Consider the following 20,199-nt stretch of genomic DNA (forward strand, 5'->3'; position numbering starts at 1 on the left):
TCATGGAGCGTGGCGGCGCTCAGCCCTGTCGGAGCCGGGCTGCCGCGGCGTGTCGTCCGTCGCTCCAGCCGCGGTGTTTCTCGGCGATGTTCTGCATCCGCATCTCGACCTCTTCGGGCCCCAGGCGCAGTTTCTTGGCCCAGCCGCGGAAGTGGCGCTGTTCGCGGTCGACGATGCTGGCGATCTCCTCGGGGGTGTCGCCGCCCAGCTCGTAGCCGAAATGCTCGTAGAAGAACGCGCCTTCGGTCTTCGACCGCTTGTAGGTCTCTTCGGGGCCGTAATCGTGGGAATGGTAGACGCAGGCGGTGGGGGCATAGAGCTTGGTATACCCCGCCTCGATGATGTCGCGGGCCCAGACCTGGTCCTCGCCGTAATCGACCTCGGCATAGGGGATATCGGTCCAGACATCCCGGCGCATGGCCGAATTGTTGTCCGAGTAGAAATGCAGCAGCTGCCGCCAGCCGCGATCCTTCGAGGCCCAGCGGTCGGGGTCGGTGTCGCGCGACAGGGCCAGCGGAAACGCCAGCATGTTGGCGAAATGCCGCTCGATCTCGTCGCGCACGAAGGTCGGGTGATGGGGGTAGGGGCGGTGGCGCCCGAACAGCCCGGCCGCCTCGGGCACATGGTTGAACATCCGCAGGATGTCCGCGCCCCAGGACCGGTCCGCCGGCAGCGCGTCCTGGGTCAAAAAGGCGATGATCGGGGCATTTCCCAGCGACGCGCCCTGGTTGCGGGTGCGGCCGTGCTGGAAATCCTTCTGGTCGATCACCGTCAGCGAGACCTCGGGCCGGGCGGCCAGCCAGTCGGCGGTGCCGTCCGACGAGGAGCTGTCGATGCAATGGATCTGCATCCGGTCCGCGCCGCGCTGCCGGGTCAGCGCCTCGATCACCGGCTCGATCTCGCCCATGCCGTTGTAGGTGGGGATCACCACGTCCAGCAGGATGTCGCGCCCGGGGGCGACCGCGGGGGCGGCCAGCCGGGTCAGATCGCCCAACCGTTCGGTCAGGGCGGCCTCGACCGCCTGCGCAGCACCCTCCCACGAGAACCCGGCCACCCAGTCCAGCGCCGCCGCGGCCTGGCGCCGGCGGGCGTCCGGCGCGTCGATCAGCGCACCCAGCGAGGCCGCGATATCCTGCGGCGCGGGCCCGCTGAGCGTCACCACGCCTTCGGGAAAGATCCCCCGGGTGCTGTCGCCGTTCAGCTCCAGCAGGGGCAGGCCGCAGGCCATCATCTCTTGCGGGACCAGCGAGTAATTGGTCCCCGACATGCAGATGCCCACGTGGCATTCGTTGTAGAGCGCGGCCAGCGCGTCGGGATCCAGCACCCCGTGGTTCAGCGCGGCAAACGGCGCCTCGGCGAAGGGCAGATCGTCCTGGCCGAAGAAATGCACCTCGATGTCCTGGCGCTCGGCGGCCAGCAGCTCCAGCGCCATCAGCACCAGCGGCACGCAGCGCCGCTCGGTATGGCCGCGGGCATAGATCGCGATCTTGTAGGGGCCCTCGGAGGTCTCGGCGAAGCGGGCCTCAAGGGCGGCCATGTCGCCGATGCGATAGAGGTCGCGGTCGTAGGCCAGGTGGAAATGCCGCGCCCAGAGCCCGTATCGCTCGCTCATGATCCGGTCGAGCCAGGGCGAGGCGCAGATGCAGTTCAGGCCGAAATCGTAGGTCTGGCGCGCCAGCAGGGATTCCGCCCCGGTCGGATAGAACTCGGGCTCGTGGTCCTGCACGAAGTAGAACTTGCCGGCAAAGCCCGTCGCCCGGTGCGCCAGGTAGGCGGTGGTCCAGCCGGTGGCGACGACCGCGTCGCCCGTGGCCTCGAAGAACCCGTTCTCGACGAACTCCACCGAGGCTTCGACGCATTGGAAATGCTTGACGATGGTCTCCCAGGCCTCGTGCCCGGTCTTGTGGAAGGATGGGGTCTCGATCCAGATATGGCAGCGGTGGCCGGCGAGCTCCAGGAACCGGATCATCCGGAAGATCGTCATGTGCCCGCCCGACCCGCGCGCGAAATCCGGGATCACCCAGTGCAGGTCCATGGCCGCGGTGTCGGTGGTCTCGGGCGGGGCGGGGGGGGCGGTGTCGGGATCGGGGGTGCGCAGGACCGAGACCAGGTGCTCGGGGGCCAGCCGGGCGCCTTCCCGGAACGGGATCCGCAGGTGTTCGTCGGGGGTCGCAAGACGCCCTTCCTTGCGGCCGAACAGGACGTAATGCAGGAACGGGTTGCTGCCGCTCTCGGCGATGTCGGAATAGCGTTCCAGGTAGAAGGCGCAGGAAAAGCCCGCCTGCGGGTCGCGCCCGTCGCGCCAGCCGTATTGCAGGAAATGCACCAGCAGATCCTCGTCGCTGCCGGCGACGTCGGCGTTCGAGGCGCGGTAGAACTCGGGGTCGAAATGCGGCCGCAGGGTATCGAGGTCATGGCGCGACAGGGTGAAGCGGCCCTCCTCCCGGCCCCAGCGGACATAATGCAGCAGCGGGTTCACGCCGCTTTCGGCCACGTCGGGATAGGTCTTGAGGTAATGGGCGCAGGAAAAGCCCGCCTGCGGATCGCGCCCCTCGCGCCAGCCGGTGTTCAGGAAATGGTTGAACATGTCGCCGTCCGACCCGGCCAGGTCGGGGTTCGCGGCGCGATAGAAGATCGGGTCGAAATGCGGCCGCAGAAGGGCCTTCTCGTCAACATCGGACGAGGAAGAGGAGGCCGGCGCCCCCGGTCCCCCTGTCTTGCGCGTCGCCCAGTCGGCAGCAGCCTTGAAAACTCTTTTCATGAAGCCCGTTCTGCCCCGTACAGATGATCGGACCGCCATTCGGAGCGCGATCGGCAAGGCCATGCAGGCCCCAAGATCTCCCGAAGACGGCATGTATCCGAGAGTGTTCGTTTGTCCGACATTTTCCCAGCCCCTTCAAGGCCGGCCCCCGCAGGGCCGGATCCGCCGCGCGCCGCCGCCGTCATGCCAGCAGGTCCGCCAGGTATTTGCCGTAATCGGTCTTGGCGAAGGTCCGGGCATGGTCGCGCAGGCGGTCCGCGTCGATCCAGCCGGCGGCATAGGCGATTTCTTCGGGGCAGCCGATCTGCATGCCCTGGCGCAGCGACATGGTGCGCACGAAATTGCCCGCGTCCAGCAGGCTGCCGTGGGTGCCGGTGTCGAGCCAGGCATAGCCGCGCCCCATCAGCTGGATGTCGAGGCTGCCCTCGGCCAGATAGGTCTCGAGCAGCGAGACGATCTCGATCTCGCCCCGCGCGGACGGCGCGAGGTCGCGGGCGCGGGCCGGCGCCTCGCCATCGAGAAAGTAGAGCCCGGTGACCGCATAGCTCGACGGCGGCTTCGAGGGTTTCTCGACGATCTCGCGCACCTTGCCGGCGTCGTCGAAGGCCACCACGCCATAGCGCTCGGGGTCGGCCACGTGGTAGCCGAACACCGTGCCGCCGGCGGGCCGGGCCATCGCCGTGGCCATGATCTGCGACAGGCCGTGGCCGAAGAAGATGTTGTCGCCCAGCACCATCGCCGAGGGCGCGCCGTCGAGGAACTCCTCGGCCAGCAGATAGGCCTGGGCCAGCCCGTCGGGCGAGGGCTGGGCGATGTAGGTCAGGCTCAGCCCCCATTGGCTGCCGTCGCCCAGCAGGTGGCGGAACTGGGCCTGGTCGTGGGGCGTGGTGATGACCGCGATCTCGCGGATCCCGGCCAGCATCAGGGTCGAGAGCGGGTAATAGATCATCGGCTTGTCATAGACCGGCATCAGCTGCTTGGAGACGCCGATCGTGATGGGATAGAGCCGCGTGCCCGAGCCCCCCGCGAGAATGATACCCTTGCGATCGGTCATCGCCGCGCCCCCAGTTCTGTCAATATTTCGGTCAAATCCATGCGCCAGTCTGGCCGGTCAATTCCGAGGCGCGTCAGTGTCGTGCAATCCATCCGGGAGTTCGCCGGGCGTTTCGCCGGCGTCGGAAACTCGGACGCGGGGATGTCGACGACCTCGACCGTCCGCCCGCTCTGGCGAAAGATCTCGCGGGCGAAATCGGCCCAGCTGGTGTCGGGGGCCCCTGAAAAATGATAGGTTCCGGCAAGGTTCGGGTCTGTTGTCAGCCGCCCGGCCGCGGTCAGGCAGGCCTGCGCGATGGGGCCCGCGGCGGTCGGCCCGCCGATCTGGTCGGCGACGATGGTCAGCCGGTCGCGGGTCTCGGACAGGCGCAGCATGGTCTTGACGAAATTGCCGCCATGGGCCGAGACCACCCAGGAGGTGCGCAGGATCACATGGGCCCCGCCTGCGGCCCGCACCGCCTCTTCGCCCGCAAGCTTGCTGCGCCCGTAGGTGCCCAGCGGCGCCACCGGGGCGTCGGGGGCGAAGGCCGCCGTGCCCGCCCCGTCGAAGACGTAATCGGTCGAGATATGGACGAAGGGGATCCCCAGCGCGGCGCAGGCCGCGGCCATCGCCCCCGGGGCCGCGCCGTTGATCGTAGTGGCCAGGTCCTCCTCGTCCTCGGCCCGGTCCACGGCGGTATAGGCGGCGGCGTTGATGACGGCCTCGGGCGCACGGGCGCGGATCGCGGCGGCGCAGGCGGCGGGATCGGACAGGTCCGCCGCGTCGCGCCCCAAGAATGTGGCTTCCGGCGCACGGCGCGCAAGTTCGGTGGCGACCTGGCCGGTCTTGCCGAAGACAAGCAGGCTCATGATGCCTGCCCCAGGCGTGTGCCCACGCCTTGCCGGTCCTGCAAGGCCCGCCACCAGGGCTCGTTCTCAAGATACCAGGTCACGGTCTTCTCCAGACCCTGTTCCAGCGTCACCGAGGGCCGCCAGCCCAGTTCCTCGCGGATCCGGCCGGGGTCGATCGCATAGCGCATGTCATGGCCGGGGCGGTCAGTGACAAAGGTGATCTGGTCGGCATGGGGCGTGTCCTTCGGCCGCATCCGGTCGAGGATGGCGCAGATCGTCCGCACGATGTCGATGTTGCGGGCCTCGTTCTCGCCGCCGATGTTGTAGGACCGGCCCAGGGCGCCGCGCTGCAGCACGGTCAGCAGGGCATCGGCGTGATCCTCGACATAGAGCCAGTCGCGCACGTTCTCGCCCGCGCCGTAGACCGGGATCGGATCGCCCGCCAGCGCCTTGAGGATGACCACCGGAATGAGCTTCTCGGGGAAATGGTAGGGGCCGTAATTGTTCGAGCAATTGGTCAGCACCACGGGCAGGCCGTAGGTCTCGTGCCAGGCCCGCACCAGGTGGTCCGAGGCCGCTTTCGAGGCGGAATAGGGACTGCGCGGATCGTAAGCCGTGTCCTCGGTGAACTGCCCCTCGGGGCCGAGGCTGCCGAACACCTCGTCGGTGGAAATGTGGTGCAGCCGGAAGCTCTCGGGCCGGCCCGCGGCGGTCCAGTAGGCGCGCGCGGCCTCCAGCAGGTTGTAGGTGCCGGTGATGTTGGTCTCGATGAAGGCGCCCGGCCCGTCGATCGACCGGTCCACGTGGCTTTCGGCGGCCAGGTGCATGATCGCGTCGGGGCGGTGCTCGGCCAGGGCCGCGTCCAGCGCCGGCCGGTCGCGCAGATCGGCCTGCACGAAGGCATAGCGGTCCGACGTCGCCGCCTCGGCCACGTTGTCGAGGCAGGCGGCATAGGTCAGCGCGTCGAGGTTGACCACCTGGTGGCCCGCGGCGATCGCCTGCCGCACCACCGCCGAGCCGATGAAGCCCGCGCCCCCTGTCACCAGGATCTTCATGCCGCACCCTCCGTCCAGGTGAAGGGCGTGTCGAACTCCTTCAGCAGCGGCGCGGCCTCGTCCTTGGCCGACAGAACCGGCGGGTGGCCGGTGTCGGGCCAGTCGATGCCGATGTCCGGATCGTTCCAGCGGATCCCGCCGTCACACTCGGCCGAATAGAAATCCGAGCATTTGTAGACGATCTCGCTGTCGGGCTGCAGCGTCATGAACCCGTGCGCGAAGCCCGCCGGCACCAGCAATTGCCGGCCGTTGTCGAAGCTCAGCTCGGCGCCGTACCATTGGCCGTAGGTCGGGCTGCCGCGGCGGATGTCGACGGCCACGTCGAAGATCGCCCCGCGCCCGCAGCGCACCAGCTTGGCCTGGGCATGGGGCGGCGTCTGGAAATGCAGCCCCCGCACCGTGCCCACCGCCGATGACAGCGAATGGTTGTCCTGCACGAAGTCCAGCGTCACCCCGGCCTCGGCGAAGGCGCGGGCGCTGTAGCTTTCGCTGAAGAACCCCCGGTGGTCGCCGAAGCGCCGCGGCGTCACCAGCAGGACCCCGGGCAGGGGCGTCTGTGCAAAATCCGTCATTCGGAACATACCTCCGATCATCGACGCCGCTACCTCTAGAGGCTAATCGGCTTCATTTAAAGTGAGTGTCTGCCCAAGGCCCGCCATCGCGCCGCGCGCGGACGGCCGGGCCACGCCGCGGCGCAGCCATATTTACCATAATGTTGCTTACACGGAGAATTTTCGCCCCGCCCGCACCCGCCGGGCCGGGCCACGGGGTCCGCGATTCGAGGTCGCCCCGGCCCCGTGGTTCGCAAGCTGCCCCCAAGTCGGGCGCGGGCGCGGGAATGACGCCTACAAACCAGCCGAACCCCGCCGACGCTCAGTTTCAGCGTTGATTTCCGACGAAAAACAGGCGAAGCGAAAATTGACGACGCCCGGTGTGGGGGCGCCGGTTAACGAGTCCATGTGTTGCGACAATTTGGACACACGACCTCTGGCTACCGGACAGGTCCCTTCATTGCGGGGACCGGACAACGGACAGGTCCCATCGTTACGGGGACCGGACAACGGACAGGTCCCTTCATTGCAGGGACCGGACAACGGACAGGTCCCTTCGTTACGGGGACCGGACAAGGGAGAGGCCCCCAGTATCATGGGCGGCCGCGCCTCCGTCTCGATCTATCCGGGCCGTCCTCCGATTTGCCATAGGCTGTGAGTTGCATGCAGGAGTCCGATCCGGATGCCCCAGAACACACATGCCAGGAACGCGCCGGCGCCGGGGGCCGGCGCCGGAATGTTTCGCCCGCGAGACATGCGCACGGACACCGTTCCGGGCACCGTGCAGCCCGCTGACCGGACCGGGACCACGACCGACGCAAGCCGCGACACCGGCCGGCCCGACCCAAGGCTCGACGCGGAAATCGTGATCGCCATGCCCGCCCTGAACGAGGGCCCCCGCGCCGAGGCCGCGATCCGCTCGCTGCTGGCCGATCCCGCCGCCGACCGCTGTGCCTTCGTGCTGGTCGACGGCGGCAGCACCGACGGCACCGCCGAGGTGACCCGCGCCGCCTTCGGCGACCGGGTCGTGATCCTGGCCAATCCCGGCCGGCTGCAGGCCCATGCGGTCAACCTGGTGGCCCGCGAGGCGGCCCGGACCGCCTCTGCCCGCTACCTGCTGCGGGCGGATCTGCACGCGGTCTATCCGGCGCATTTCATCTCGACCCTGGTCGAGACGGCCGAGCGCACCGGGGCCACCAGCGTCGTCGTGCCCATGCGCACCCGCGGCGGCAGCCCGGTCCAGGACGCCGCCGCCCTGGCCTTCGGCAGCTGGTTCGGCACCGGCGGCGCGCCGCACCGCATGGCCTCGGGCAGCGGCTGGGTCGCCCATGGCCACCACGCCCTGCTGGACCTCGATGCCTTCCTGCGGGCCGGCGGCTACGACACCGGGTTCGTGGCCAACGAGGATGCCGAGTTCGACGTCCGGCTGCAAAAGCAGGGCGGGCGGATCTACATGGAGGCCGCGGCGGCGATCGACTACATCCCCCGCGCCAGCCTGACCGGGACCTTCCGGCAATATTGCCGGAACGGGCGCTACCGGATCTGGACCGCGGCCAAGCATCGCCGGATGCTGGGGGCCCGGCAGCTTCTGCCGCTGGCGATCCTGCCGGTGCTGGGGACCGCGGTCCTTGCCGGGCTCTGGCTGCCCTGGCTCTGGCTGGTCCCGCTGGGCTATGGCGCGTTACTGCTGGGCCTGGCCTTCGCGGCGCGCGGGGCGGCGGTGAAACCCTGGACCCCGCGGATGATCGTGCTGGCCGCCGCCATCGCCGGCATGAGCCAGATCGGCTTCAGCGCCGGCAACCTCTGCGGGCTGGCCGACCTCTTCGTTCTGAACCCGGCCCGGCGCCGGGCGCTGCGGGGCCGCCGGCGCCCGGACCCGAGGATATAGGCCGGTGACATCGAACCTGTTCCTGATCGCGGCCCCCCGCTCCGGGTCGACCCAGCTGTCGGCCTGGCTCGGCTCTCATCCCGACATCGGCATGCCGCCGATCAAGGAGCCGAACTTCTTTTCCCAGCACGAGTTTCCGCCCGCCTTCGTCGCCGAGACCCGGCTCAACGACGTGATCCCCGAACGCTATGTCGCCAGCCGATCGAAGGCCGAGATGCAATTCGCGATCTTCCGCGAGCCGGCGCAGTACGACTACCTTTTCGAGGACCTCAAGACCCGCTGGCGGCTGGATGCCTCGACCACCTACCTGCAATGCCCCGAGGCGCCCGCGGCCATCGCCGCCCATGCGCCGGACGCCCGGGTGATCCTGCTGACCCGCGACCCGGTGGCCCGCGCCCTGTCCCATTACCGGCTGGCCGCGCGGATCGGGCAGACCACCCGCAGCCTGCGCGAGGAGATCGACGCCGAGCTGCGCGGCGAAACGCCCCTGCCCGGGCGCTTCCTGCTGCGCCCCAGCCGCTATGACGCGGCCCTCGCGCGCTACCGGCAGACCTTCGACGACAGCCGCCGGCTGGAGCTGACCTTCGAGGAGATGGTGGCCGACATCGAGGGCACCCTGGCCCGGATCGCGGCGTTCCTCGGGATCCCCGCCGCGGGCTTCGACCAAGGGCTCGACCGGCAGAATTCCGGCGATGCCCCGCGGTTCCGGCGGCTGAACGTGTTCCTGCACCGCTCGGGGGCCAAGACCGTCCTGCGCCGGCTGCTGCCCCCGAGCCTCAAGCGCCGGCTGAAGGCGGTCTATTTCAAGCCCAACACGGACAGCGTCGACGACGGCGACACGGCCTACCTGCGCGAGCTGCTGGAGGTGCGGGCATGACCGCCGCCGCCGCGCGGGGCCCCGGGGACCGTCCCATGCGGGTGCTGCTGGCCCATGCCTATCTCGCGGCCAACGGCGGCGCCGAGACCGTCGCCCGCGCCTTCGAGACAGCCCTTCGGGCCCGCGGCGTGGCGGTGGGCGTGGTCGATGTGGCGGGCCACGTCACCCCCGAGGGCAAGCACAGCCCCCTGCCCCTCGCCGGCCTGGTGCCGCGCCGCATGGGGCTGGTGAACTGGGCCGTCACCTGCCGCCACGTCCCCGCCCTGGCGCGGGATTACGACGCCGTCCTCTACATGTTCGGCGAGGGACCGCGGCTGGACAGGCCGACGCTGGTGTTCCGCCATGCCCCCGTCGTGTTCGCCCAGAGCCGCCCCCTGGTCGAGGCCCTGGCCGGGCAGAGCGGCGCGCCCTTCGCGATCCGCAAGCTCTATGGCCGGCTCGGCGCCGCGATCGCCCGTCTCGGCCGGCCCGATCCCGACGCCTTCACCGTCGCCAATTCGCGCTGGACCGCCGGGCACGTGGAGACCGGGACCGGCATCACGGTGGACCGGATCCTCTATCCGGCGATCGACCTCGACCCCGCGACCGCCGCCCCGATGACCGGAGAGGGGGCCAGCGCGCGGACGCCCGACCGGCTGGTCATGCTCGGGCGGATCGTGCCGAACAAGCGCATCCACGAGGTGATCGCGCTGGTGGCGGGCCTGCAGGCGAAGCGCCCGGGGCTGCGGCTGGACGTCATCGGCCGGGCCAGCCGGAAATACGCCCGCGACCTGATCGCCCGCCATGCCGGGGACGCGGTCGTCCGCTTTCACCCCGATGCGGACGACGCCGCGCGGGGCGCGATCCTCGCCGCGACCCCGGTCGGGGTCCATGCCTACCGGGCCGAGCATTTCGGCATCGCCGTCGCCGAGATGATCCATGCCGGGGTGCTGCCGCTGGTCTATGACAACGGCGGGGTCTGCGAGCTGGTGCCCTTCCCCGACCAGCGGTTCGACGACGATGCCAGCCTCTGGGCGCGGATCGAGGCCTGGCTCTCGGCCGACGGCGCCGTGCGCGCCCGGCGCATCGAGAGCCTGCGGCAGGCGCCGGCCTACCTGGCCGCCTGCGAGTTCGCGGACCGCCTGGAGGGGATCCTGGGCGAGTTCCTGGCCTATTGCGACCGCTGGCACGCGGCCGGGCCCGCGGCGGCCAAGCGGGCGCTCTCGGCCGTGCCCGCCGCCCCGACGGCGCCCGCCGTCCTGCCCGCCTCCGCGCCCGCACCCGCGCCCGCCCACAAGGAGTGACCCAGATCAACAGCCTTGTCCGCAGAGTCCTGAAGGAATCCTCGCTCGCCCTGGTGACCAAGCTGATCGGCGCGCCGGTCAACTTCATCATGGTGGTGGCGCTGGCCCGCGCGATGACCTTCGAAACCTATGGCGAGTTCGTCTTCGCCTTCAGCATCGTCATGATCCTGGGACAGGCCGCGACGGCGGGCCAGCCGCAACTGATGCTGCGGCTGCTGCCCGGGTTCGAGGAGGCCGGAGCGGAGGCGCAATGGCGCGCCGCCCTGCGCCACGGGCTGCGCCTGGTGCTGGCCGCCGGCCTGCTGGCCACCGTGGCGATGATCGCCGGTGCGCTGGCGCTTGGCGCGGGGGGCTACATGATCCTGGCCGCGCCGCTCTGCCTGCTGTTCGCCTTCGCCCAGTTCCAGGCGGCGATCCTGCGCACCCGGGGCAAGGTCGTCTGGGCGATCGGGCCGCGCGACATCCTCTGGCGGCTGACGCTGATCGCGCTCTGCGGGATCGTCCTGCTGTTCTCGCTGCCGCCACTGCCGAGCTGGGGGGTCTTCGCCTTCGGCGTGGTCTCGCTGGCGCTTCTGCTGCTGTGGCAATCCCGCGCCGACCGGACCACACGCTACCGCAGCGCGCTGGCCGGGCCGGTGGCCGGGGCCGAGGGCGCCTGGCGCAACCTGTCGACGCGCTACTGGATCACCGCGCTGGTGATCTTCGGCACGCCGAACCTGGCGGTGGTCATCGTGGGCACGGTGCTCGACGTGACCGAATCCGGGCCGTTCTTCGCGGCGTTGCGGACGGCGCAGCTGATGCAGCTGATCCTCATCGCCAGCAACATCGCCGCGACGCCGCTGATCTCGCGCTACCATGCCGCCGGGGACACGGCGGCGGTGCAGTCGATCTCGGCGGTCGTGGCCAGCCTGGCGGGGGCGGCCGCGGTGGTCGGCTTCGTGATCCTGCTCTTCCTGGCCGGCCCGATCCTGTCGCTGTTCGGCGAGGGGTTCGAGGCGGCCCGGGCGTCCCTGCTGATCCTGGCGGTGGGCTTCGCGATCAGCGCGCTCAACGGGGCCAACGGGCCGCTGCTGCAGATGACCGGCCATGAGAAACCTTTCAACCGGATCATCGTGGGCGCCAACGGGCTGGGACTTGTGTGCCTGGTGCCGGCGGTCTGGCTGGGCGGCGCGGTGGGCGGTGCGCTGGCGGTCAGCGGCGCGATGATCCTGTGGAACGTCCTGGCCTGGCGGGCCTGCCGCGAGTTGACCGGGATCGACCCCAGCATCCTGGGGGCGCTGCGCCACATCCGGGCGCAGCGGTCATGAGCGCACCGCTCTGCCCGGCCCGCCGCGCCCCCCGGAGAGACCCCGCCTGCCGGAGAGACCGTCGCCGCGCCGGCGGTTTCCTGATACCCTGGGCGGTGAGCCTGGCCATGATCCCGATGCGATGCCACCGATGACCCATACGATGACGGCCGCGCACCCCCGGGCCCGGACCGCCCGGGATGTGCTGAAGGTGTTCGCCTCGGTCCTGGCCTTCCTGCTCTGGGTGCCCGCCATCGGCCTGCCGGCCGGCCCGATCTGGCTGCAGCCCGTGGATATCCTGGTGATCCTGGCCTATCCGCTGATCGTCACCTTCCTGCCGCAGATGCCGGTGCGGACCGGGCTGATGATCCTGTTCTCCATGGGCGCCTCGATGATCTCGCTGCTGGTGGGCGGCGAGGTGATGATCCTGATCTACTACCTGGGCTTCGTGATGCCGTTCATGGCGGTGATCGGCGTCATCGCCCGGGCAGAGGACACCCGCCGCGCCTTCATCCGCGGCTTTGTCCTGGGCGGGGCCTGTTCGGCGCTGTTCTTCCTGCTGCAATTCGCGGTCGGCGCCGAGACCCTCGACTTCCGCACCAACCGGACCTTCGGCCTCGTACCGCAATACGGCCGGGGCTTCGCGCTGTTTCCCGAGGTCAGCACCTTCACCACCCACACGATCTACCTGCTGGCGGTGCTGATCGTGCTGTGGCGCGGCGGCCGGGCCTACGCCCGGGTCTTCAGCTTCGGCCGGGTGGTTCCGCTGATCCTGATCGCCCTGGCCTGCCTGATCCTCAGCCGGTCCTCCTCGGTGGTGCTGATCGCCCCGATCATGGTGATCGTGGCCTATTTCAAGGGCCGCCGGCTGGGCCGCAACGGGCTGATCGGCGCGGCCTTGCTGGTCATCCTCGGCTCGGCCGTCCTGAACGTCTTCGTCACCGAGTTCTATGCCGAGCGGTTCGGCGAGGGCGGCCTGCGCTCGATGTACCTGCGCGGCATCTCCATCGTGTCGGGCCTGTCGGTGCTGACCTCGGGCGAGACGCTGGGGGTCGGGGTCGGCAACAACCACATGATCACCGAGCGCGCCTGGGATGTCGCCCGCCAGATCGGCTTCGTGCTGATCCTGGTGCCCGAGGGGATCAACAGCTTCGTCGTCAGCCGGATCTTCGAGGAGGGCTGGCCCGCGGCGCTGATGTTCCTGCTCGGCGCGGTCTTCGTGGTCCGGGCGATCGGACAGACACAGCCCACCCCCTATGCCCGCGCCTTCGCGGTGCTGGCGGTCGGCTCGATGCTGGTGTCGCTGATGGTGACGGGCTACCGCGGGATCTACATGAACTGGTTCTGGCTGGCGGCCGCCCCGGCCCTGATCCAGGGCGGGGGCCGGCGCGATCAGGCGCCGCGCAGCGGATAGCCGAAGCGCGCGAAATCCTCGGCATATTCGGCCTCGACATAGTCGAGATCGGCGCGCGGGAGATCCGCGACCGAGAGCTTCTTGTCGGCCGAGATGTTCTTTCTGGGCAGCTCCGCCGGGCGGCCCAGCGTCCGCTCGAACGCTGTGGCCAGCCCGGTGCGCATGTCCTCGAACGTCACGATCTGGTCCACCAGCAATACGCCCGTGGCCGGATCGACCACGAACCGGGATTGCGGGGCGATGTGGCGGTAGAGGTCGTTATGCTCGTCGCGCGGAATGGACGACAGGAAATCCCGCAGGGTCCCCGTCGCCCCGGACCGGAAATTATAGGTCGAGACCGCCCGGTGATAGGGGTCGCGCACGATCGCGAACTTGTAGAAGGCGCTGAATTCCTCGGGCGTCACATACCCCAGAGAGACATATTCGTCCCCGTAAAGATGGGCGAGCCGTTCGGGCCCTTTGGAGCGGTCCCGGTTTTCCTTCAGCAACAGGCGCCGCCGGTCATTCCAGGGAAAGAGGCTGCGCCATTTCAGGCCGAGATCCTCGAGAAACAGGGTTTCGACACTCTGGCCGGCCGTTTTCGGAATATGGACGAAAATCGTCGAATGATGGCGGGATATCATTCCAGGGCCTCCAGGGTCGAAAATCCGATGCCCGATCACCTGTCTCTTGTCAACCTTGGCCGGGGGGCTGTCCCGGCCGCGCCGCCTTATTCGGCATCGCCGCGGGAGATCTGGACAAAATGCACAAAAAACATCGCCTTGTCGCCTGCGGATCCGCCCTCGGGCGGGGGCGGCCGGGGGCGCGAACAGCGATGCTTGACCCCGCAATGGCAGTCGGGAATACCGGTGCCTGACCGTGACCGCGCCCCGGGGGCGCAGGGCGCGGCAGCCCTGGTTCAAGGTGCCGAAAAATGATTGTCAGTCACAGCCGCAAGATCATTTTCTTCTCGTTTCCCAAGACCGGATCGGAATCCGTGCGGGACATGCTGAGCGAAATAAACGAGGAGCCAATTCACCATTTCAAGGACGCGACACCGCAATCTCCGTATTACTCGCACATGTCCCCGGCCGAGGCCCAGGCGGAATTCGAGAAACGCGGTCTGGATTATTCCGGGTATTTCCGCTTTACGGTCACCCGCAACCCCTATCCCAGGCTCGTGTCGATATACGAGATGGTGATGGCGGTGGACGGGGTGGAAAAGCTCAAGCGCCGGATCGGCCTGCGGCAGCAGGGCTTCGCCGACTGGCTGGCCGCGACCGAACCCTCGGGGTCGGGCGGCGGCGGGCGGCGGCATCAGCGCTGGCGCAGGTTCGGGACCTGGTCCACCGCGGCCTGGATCGCGGGCCGCGACGGCGAGGTCGCCGTCGACCGGGTGCTGCGGCTCGAATACCTGGCGGACGAGCTTCCCGGCGTGCTGCGGGACCTGTCGCTGCCCCGGCCCGAGACGCTGACCCACAAGAACCGCCGGGTCACCAGGGACTGGCGGTCCTATTACGACGACCGGTCCCGCGCCCTGGTCGCCGCGCGCTATGGCGACGACCTCGCGACCTACGGCTACGGCTTCGACTGAGCGCGAGGCCCGCACCGGGGGGGCACGGGCACGGGGCCCGGGCACAGGGCTTGAAAACGGGGCCTGGAAACGGAACCCAAGCGGGCCCCGCGCCGGTCACAGGACCAGCCGCTGGGCCGACCAATAGGTGCCGAGGCCGCCCGACCCGCTGTTCGTCGCCCGGATCCCGGTCCCCGACACGTCGAGCCCCAGCTCCCCCTGCTGGGCCAGCGTGGCGATCTGCGGCGTGGTATGGCCATGGACGATGGCGGTTACGAAATGGGCCGCGTTGAAGGCCGCGCGGACGGTCACCAGCCAGGACCGCCCCGTGGTGGCGGCATCGAACAGCACGGTCTGCCCCCCGGCGGGCACCTGGGTCGTGCCGGCGGCATCGCTGCGGGTGCCGAACTCCCGCTCGCCGGCGTTGGTATAGGTGCCCTGAAGCGGCACCTCGACCCGGTAGTTCCGGCCCACCGGGCTGGTCGCGCCGTAATCCCACCAGCGGGTGTAGCCGGTCAGAAGCGAGCCCCGGTCGACGAATTCCGTCACCGCCGCGCGGGTCGCGCCGGGGTTGGCATCGGCGATCTCCAGCGCCCCGTTGGACGCCGGCGCACCCGGGCCGGTCCCCTGGCTTTCGAAGGTGCAGGAGATGAACTCCAGCCGGTCGATGCTGCTGTCGCTGGCGGCGCCCCGTTCCACGTAGATGCTGCCGCCGACCCGGCTGGCGGCCGTGCCGCCGTACTGGGCGTGGAAGTTGCGGAACAGGACGCCGCCGCCGATCTTGGTGCTGCTCGAATCGTTCTGCGGGTCGGCATCGTTCAGCAGAAGGCCGACGTCGGCGGTATCGCAGCCCGAGAGCTTGCAATTGGCGAACTCGGACTTGTTGATGAACTGGCCGCCCTCGATCCCGAAATCGGTCAGCGCCAGGCAGAGCCCGTACCGCACAGCGCCCTTGACCGTGCATTGCTCGAGAAAGGTCCGCTCGAAGTAATGGCCATGCGAATCCTGCTCGAAGTGGAAGGCGTCCCGCCCGGCCTGCAGGACCGACACGAAGCGCGCGCCGCAGCCGATGCCCCCGGTCCAGCGCACCGCGTCCCGGCCCGTGTCCTGGCAATCCACCGTCAGGCGCGAGAGCCGGCCCGCGCGCTGGCCCGCGCCGCCGCCCGAGAGCCCCCCCGAAAGCGTCAGCGCATCCTCGGTGGCCGCCAGCCCGCTGAACACCAGGCGCGTCCCGTCGCCCTGGCCCAGCAGGTTGCGGTCGCCGAGGTCGATCGCCGCGCCCAGCGGGATCGACCAGCGCGGCAGGCGGAGCGTCGCCAGCGGGTCATGGGCCGCGACCCAGGCCTGGAACGCCGCGGCATTGGCCGCGGGGTCGGGCGCCTCGGATTCCGGCTTCACCCCGAAGGCGGCAAGTGGAAGGCCGGCGTCGGTCCCGGCCTCCGCCAGCAGGCAGAGCCCGCCCGCGGTCTGCACATGCCAGGACACAGCCCCCGGCGCACAGAGCCGGAAGGCCAGCCCCGGGTCCCGCACCTGCAGGATCTGCCCGGCGGCGAACCACGCGGCGGGCCGGGTATCGGCCAGCAGCGCCGCCATGTCGGGCAGCGGCGCATCGGGGGCCAGCACCGCCTGCCTTTCCGTGCCCGCCAGATCCAGCACCGTCTGCCCGTTGGCCGCGCGCCCCCCGGCATCGGCGATCCGGAACCGGCCCGCGGGCGTGATCACGGCATCCCCGGTCAGAAACCCGTCGGCATCGGACACGGCGGCGAGATCGTCGAGGCGCAGGACCGCGTTCGACCGGATGGACTGCATCGCGGCCAGAAGCTCGCTTCCGGTCATCGGCAATGACGGCAATCGGGAGATCATGCGAAAATATTCCTTTTGTCAGCCTCGGCCCATTTATCCCGCAAGGGGTTAAGCCCCGCCGACAGGGGCGACCGCCCCGGGGCCCGGCCCCGCAACGCCGGGGCCCCGGGCGACTCGGGGGCGCCATCGGTCTGCGATTCGACGCCGGGGCCCCCGGGCGGCCCCGCCACGGGGCGGGAAAACCGCCGCCCCGGCGCAACAGGGACAGCCTCCAAAGGGCCGACCGGGGGTGCAGGCGCGCGAGACAGGTTTCCCCTGCGCACCGCTGCGGCTAACATCGCAGTCAATCACAAGACCTGGGGGGTCGGATGAACGTTCGGATCGTGCTGCTCATGTGGCTCGTGGGGGCCCTTGGCGCCTGCAGCACCCTGCCCCGTGGCGCCGGGCTCCAGCGCGAGGTGCTGTCCGTCTCCGCCGATGTCCGCTCGGGGGCCGAGCTGCCCGAGTTCGCCGTCGAGCAGGTGACCCGCGACACTGTCGCGCTCTTCGCCTCCTGGCCCTCGGTGGGCGAGGAGCGGATGGCCTGGATCGAGCGGGTCGACCAGCCCAACAACCGCATCATCTCGCCCGGCGACCGGGTCTCTGTCACGATCTGGTCGACAGAGGACAACGGCCTGCTGACCACCGCCGGCCAGCGCTTCGTCACCCTGCCCGACATGCAGATCTCGCCCGGCGGCACGGTGTTCCTGCCCTATATCGGCACCACCCGGATCGCCGGCATGTCGCCCGAGACGGCGCGCGAGCGGATCGAGGAGAAATACCTCGTGGTCACGCCCTCCGCCCAGGTCCAGCTCACGATGACGGAGGGCCGCGCCAATACCGTGAGCCTGGTCTCCGGCGTGGCCACGCCCGGCACCTACCCCCTGCCCGACCGGGATTTCACCGTCATGGGCCTGATCGCCGAGGGCGGCGGCGTGCTGCAGAGCTTCAACAACCCCCAGATCCGGCTCCAGCGCGGCAGCAGCATCTACGGCACCTCGGTGGAGCGGCTGCTGGGCACCCCCCGGCTCGACACCACGCTGCAGGGCGGCGACAAGGTCTTCGTCGAAGAGGACGACCGCTATTTCCTCTCGCTCGGCGCCGCCGGGTCGGAATCGCTGCATACCTTCGCCCAGGATCACCTGACCGCGCTCGACGCGCTGTCGATCATCGGCGGCGTCGAGGAAGACCGCGCCGACGCCCAGGGCATCCTGATCCTGCGCCGCTATCCCGCCGAGACGATCCGCAGCGACCGGAGCGGGCCGAATCACGAGCGCACGGTGTTCACGGTCGATCTGACCTCGGCCGATGGGCTGTTTTCGGCGGGTCAGTTCCTGATCCGGCCCAACGACCTGGTCTACGTGACCGAAAGCCCGCTGACCTCCGCCCGCACCATCGCCAGCCTCATGGGCGCCAGCCTCAGCGTGCTGAACACCGCCAGCAACCTCGCCAGACGTTAAGGCCCCGGCCCAGACCCCGGACCTTCCCCCGGACACAGGGCCCCCCCCGGGGGGGGGGAGGCCGGCCGCAGGCCTGGCCGGGGGGGCCGCCCCCCGACCGCCCGGGGCTCCCCGCAGGGGAGGCCGGGCTGGCACAGCGCGCCCCGCAGGGGCGCTCCGCCAGCTCGGGACGTGCAGCTCGGGACATGGTGGAAGACGGGCGCGGGGCGCAAGCCGCGCGAGGCTCAGGAGCCGGTGTCGGACCCGTCGTCGGCCTCTTCGGGGGCCTCTTCGGGGGCCGGGGCATAGCCGTCGACCCAGCGGCGCACGGCGGCCCGGGCGGCCTCCGCGTCGCCCTCCTCGATCGCGGTGCGCAGGGTCTTGAGCGCATTGGCGACCTCGATCTGGCTCAGGTGGCCCTCCAGCGCGCGCAGGATCTTGGGGTGATGCGTGCCCAGCATCTGCCCGCCGATCAGCAATTCCTCGTGCAGCTTCTCGCCCGGGCGCAGGCCGGTCACCTGGATCTCCACATCGCCGTCGGGATTGACCACGTCGCGCACGGAATAGCCGGCCGCCTCGATCATGTCGCGGGCCAGCTTCAGGATCGCGATCGGCCGCCCCATGTCGAGCACGAAGACATCGCCGCCCTCGGTGAAGGTCCCCGCGGTCAGCACCAGCCGCGCCGCCTCGCCGATCGTCATGAAATAGCGGGTGACCTCGCGGTGGGTCACCGTCACCGGCCCGCCCCTGCGGATCTGCTCCTCGAACAGCGGAATCACCGAGCCGGATGAGCCCAGCACGTTGCCGAACCGCACCATCGAGAACCGCGTGCCCCCCGACCGGGTCGCGAGATCCTGCACCACCAGCTCGGCCAGCCGTTTCGACGCGCCCATGATGTTGGTCGGCCGCACCGCCTTGTCGGTAGAGATCAGCACGAAATGCGACACCCCCGCGTCCCGTGCGCCCGCCGCCAGGGTCCGCGTGCCGATGACGTTGTTGTAAAGCCCCGAGAGCGGGTTCTGCTCGACCATGGGCACGTGCTTGTAGGCGGCGGCGTGCAGGACGATCTCGACCCCCTGCTCGGCCAGCACCCGGCGCACCACCGCCTCGTCGGTGACCGAGCCCAGCACCGGGACCACCTCGGTCCCCTTGCGCTTGCCGCGCGGCGCGGCCAGGTCGCGCAGCTCGCGCTCGATCTGGTAGAGCGCCAGTTCGGATTGCTCGAACAGCACCAGCCGGTCGGGCCGGCAGGCCAGCACCTGGCGGCAGAGCTCGGAGCCGATCGACCCCCCCGCCCCCGACACCATCACCGACTTGGCGCGGTAAAGCTCCGACATGCCTTCCATGTCGCGCTCCAGGCCCCGGCGGCCGAGAAAGCTGACCGGGTCCACCGGCTGCATCCGGTCCTTGAGCTCGCCCTCCCCCAGCAGGACAGAGAACGACGGCACCGTGCGCACCTCGCAGGCCAGCGTCTGCAGCCGGCGGGCCAGCTGCGCCTGTTTCGGGCGCGACAGGGACGGCATGGCGATCACCACCCGGTCGACCTTCAGATCGCGCACCATTGCCTCCAGCCGGACCGGGGCGTGCACCGGCAGGCCGGCCACCATCATCTTCTGCAGGGTGAGGTTGTCGTCGACGAAGGCCACCGGCTCCATCGTGTCGTCGGTCTTGAGCGCGGTCGCCAGCTGCACCCCGGTCTGGCCGGCGCCATAGATCAGCACCCGCTTGCGGTTGCTGCCGTGGCGGTAGATGTCGATCAGCACGTTGCGCATCACCAGCCGCGAGGTCACCGACAGGATCGTCAGCGCCATGGTGAAGATCGCCACCGTGGTCACCGGCAGCATCCGCGCAAAGACCAGCGGCTGCACCAGCGCCGAGGCAAAGCCCACCAGCACCGCGAAGATCACCGTGCGCAGGACCGCCTGCTGTTCATACGCCTTCAACTGTATTCGGTGCAGATCGAGCAGATGCGAGAACAACGCCCCCAGCCCCATCATCAGCGCCAGAAGCCCCCAGATCTCGGCCGGACGCTCGATCAGCGTCGCCAGCCCCGCGCCCTCGGCGTCGATGACCAGCGCCAGCAGGAAGGCGGCCGGAATCAGCGCCAGGTCGACGGCCAGCAGCACCAGCTGCTTCTGCAGCCGGCCCATGGCCGAGACGATGCGGAAAGGCAGGGTCATGCGGATGCGGAACTCTCCCAGGCGTCCTTCCCCGAAAGGACCATTCCACGGGCTACCAGCGCGGGGGGCGAAAATCCATTCCCGCCCGATCCGCGGCCGGTGGCCTGTGGCGGCGCTGCACCGCCCCGCGCGGCGGGCAGGCCACGCGCACGGGGCAGTGCACGGGGCAGTGCACGGGGCGGGGGGA

The 20,199-nt window shown here is 69.8% G+C and carries 15 protein-coding genes; 7 read left to right on the forward strand and 8 right to left on the reverse strand.

Annotated elements, in window-relative coordinates:
- Positions 1-19 precede the first annotated feature (19 nt).
- The 5 genes from ROA7023_RS16550 to rfbC all read right to left on the reverse strand — a co-directional run bounded on the left by ROA7023_RS16550 (position 20) and on the right by rfbC (position 6,272).
- Positions 20-2,761 carry a rhamnosyltransferase WsaF family glycosyltransferase gene (locus ROA7023_RS16550; protein ID WP_085880146.1) on the reverse strand — a complete coding sequence of 914 codons (2,742 nt, stop codon included), beginning with the start codon at positions 2,759-2,761 and terminating at the stop codon, positions 20-22.
- Positions 2,762-2,942: 181 nt separating this feature from the next.
- A complete protein-coding gene (rfbA, locus tag ROA7023_RS16555) occupies positions 2,943-3,815 on the reverse strand; it encodes a glucose-1-phosphate thymidylyltransferase RfbA (protein WP_085880147.1) in 873 nt (290 codons plus the stop codon).
- Complete coding sequence (gene rfbD, locus ROA7023_RS16560; RefSeq protein ID WP_085880148.1) at positions 3,812-4,663, reverse strand: dTDP-4-dehydrorhamnose reductase; 852 nt, start codon at positions 4,661-4,663, stop codon at positions 3,812-3,814. Before rfbD ends, rfbA begins: the two co-directional genes overlap by 4 nt.
- A complete protein-coding gene (gene rfbB, locus ROA7023_RS16565) occupies positions 4,660-5,700 on the reverse strand; it encodes a dTDP-glucose 4,6-dehydratase (protein WP_085880149.1) in 1,041 nt (346 codons plus the stop codon). The genes rfbD and rfbB overlap by 4 nt, the downstream gene beginning before the upstream one ends.
- Complete coding sequence (rfbC, locus tag ROA7023_RS16570) at positions 5,697-6,272, reverse strand: dTDP-4-dehydrorhamnose 3,5-epimerase (protein ID WP_143535606.1); 576 nt, start codon at positions 6,270-6,272, stop codon at positions 5,697-5,699. The genes rfbB and rfbC overlap by 4 nt, the downstream gene beginning before the upstream one ends.
- A 661-nt stretch (positions 6,273-6,933) precedes the next feature.
- Here rfbC and ROA7023_RS16575 point away from each other — a divergent pair.
- The 5 genes from ROA7023_RS16575 to ROA7023_RS16595 all read left to right on the forward strand — a co-directional run bounded on the left by ROA7023_RS16575 (position 6,934) and on the right by ROA7023_RS16595 (position 12,999).
- Complete coding sequence (locus ROA7023_RS16575; protein ID WP_085880150.1) at positions 6,934-8,139, forward strand: glycosyltransferase family 2 protein; 1,206 nt, start codon at positions 6,934-6,936, stop codon at positions 8,137-8,139.
- Positions 8,140-8,143: 4 nt separating this feature from the next.
- A complete protein-coding gene (locus ROA7023_RS16580) occupies positions 8,144-9,016 on the forward strand; it encodes a sulfotransferase family protein (RefSeq protein WP_085880151.1) in 873 nt (290 codons plus the stop codon).
- Positions 9,013-10,299 (forward strand): glycosyltransferase family 4 protein, encoded by a 1,287-nt coding sequence (locus ROA7023_RS16585; RefSeq protein ID WP_085880152.1) that lies wholly within the window; start codon positions 9,013-9,015, stop codon positions 10,297-10,299. Before ROA7023_RS16580 ends, ROA7023_RS16585 begins: the two co-directional genes overlap by 4 nt.
- A complete protein-coding gene (locus ROA7023_RS16590; protein ID WP_085880153.1) occupies positions 10,296-11,606 on the forward strand; it encodes a lipopolysaccharide biosynthesis protein in 1,311 nt (436 codons plus the stop codon). The genes ROA7023_RS16585 and ROA7023_RS16590 overlap by 4 nt, the downstream gene beginning before the upstream one ends.
- 130 nt (positions 11,607-11,736) lie before the next feature.
- Positions 11,737-12,999, forward strand: coding sequence for a hypothetical protein (locus ROA7023_RS16595; protein WP_085880154.1), 1,263 nt, complete (start codon positions 11,737-11,739; stop codon positions 12,997-12,999).
- On the opposite strand, the gene ROA7023_RS16600 is transcribed toward ROA7023_RS16595, so the two are convergent.
- Positions 12,978-13,622, reverse strand: a complete 645-nt coding sequence (locus ROA7023_RS16600; protein ID WP_085880155.1) for a sulfotransferase family 2 domain-containing protein — start codon at positions 13,620-13,622, stop codon at positions 12,978-12,980. The two genes, ROA7023_RS16595 and ROA7023_RS16600, sit on opposite strands and share 22 nt — an antisense overlap.
- Positions 13,623-13,912: 290 nt before the next feature.
- Between ROA7023_RS16600 and ROA7023_RS16605 the strand changes: the two genes are divergently transcribed.
- Entirely contained in the window at positions 13,913-14,572 is a 660-nt protein-coding gene (locus ROA7023_RS16605) for a sulfotransferase family 2 domain-containing protein (RefSeq protein WP_085880156.1), read from the forward strand.
- Positions 14,573-14,668: 96 nt separating this feature from the next.
- Here ROA7023_RS16605 and ROA7023_RS16610 read toward each other — a convergent pair whose 3' ends face one another.
- Positions 14,669-16,414 (reverse strand): hypothetical protein, encoded by a 1,746-nt coding sequence (locus ROA7023_RS16610; RefSeq protein WP_159458557.1) that lies wholly within the window; start codon positions 16,412-16,414, stop codon positions 14,669-14,671.
- A gap of 308 nt (positions 16,415-16,722) precedes the next feature.
- On the opposite strand from ROA7023_RS16610, the gene ROA7023_RS16615 reads away from it, so the two are divergent.
- On the forward strand, positions 16,723-17,853 hold the full coding sequence (locus ROA7023_RS16615) for a polysaccharide biosynthesis/export family protein (protein ID WP_085880158.1): 1,131 nt from the start codon (positions 16,723-16,725) through the stop codon (positions 17,851-17,853).
- Between the two features lie 224 nt (positions 17,854-18,077).
- On the opposite strand, the gene ROA7023_RS16620 is transcribed toward ROA7023_RS16615, so the two are convergent.
- Positions 18,078-20,012, reverse strand: coding sequence for a polysaccharide biosynthesis protein (locus tag ROA7023_RS16620; protein WP_085880159.1), 1,935 nt, complete (start codon positions 20,010-20,012; stop codon positions 18,078-18,080).
- Positions 20,013-20,199: the final 187 nt, after the last annotated feature.

Origin of the sequence: Roseisalinus antarcticus (genome assembly GCF_900172355.1) — a bacterium.
GTDB lineage: Bacteria > Pseudomonadota > Alphaproteobacteria > Rhodobacterales > Rhodobacteraceae > Oceanicola > Oceanicola antarcticus_A.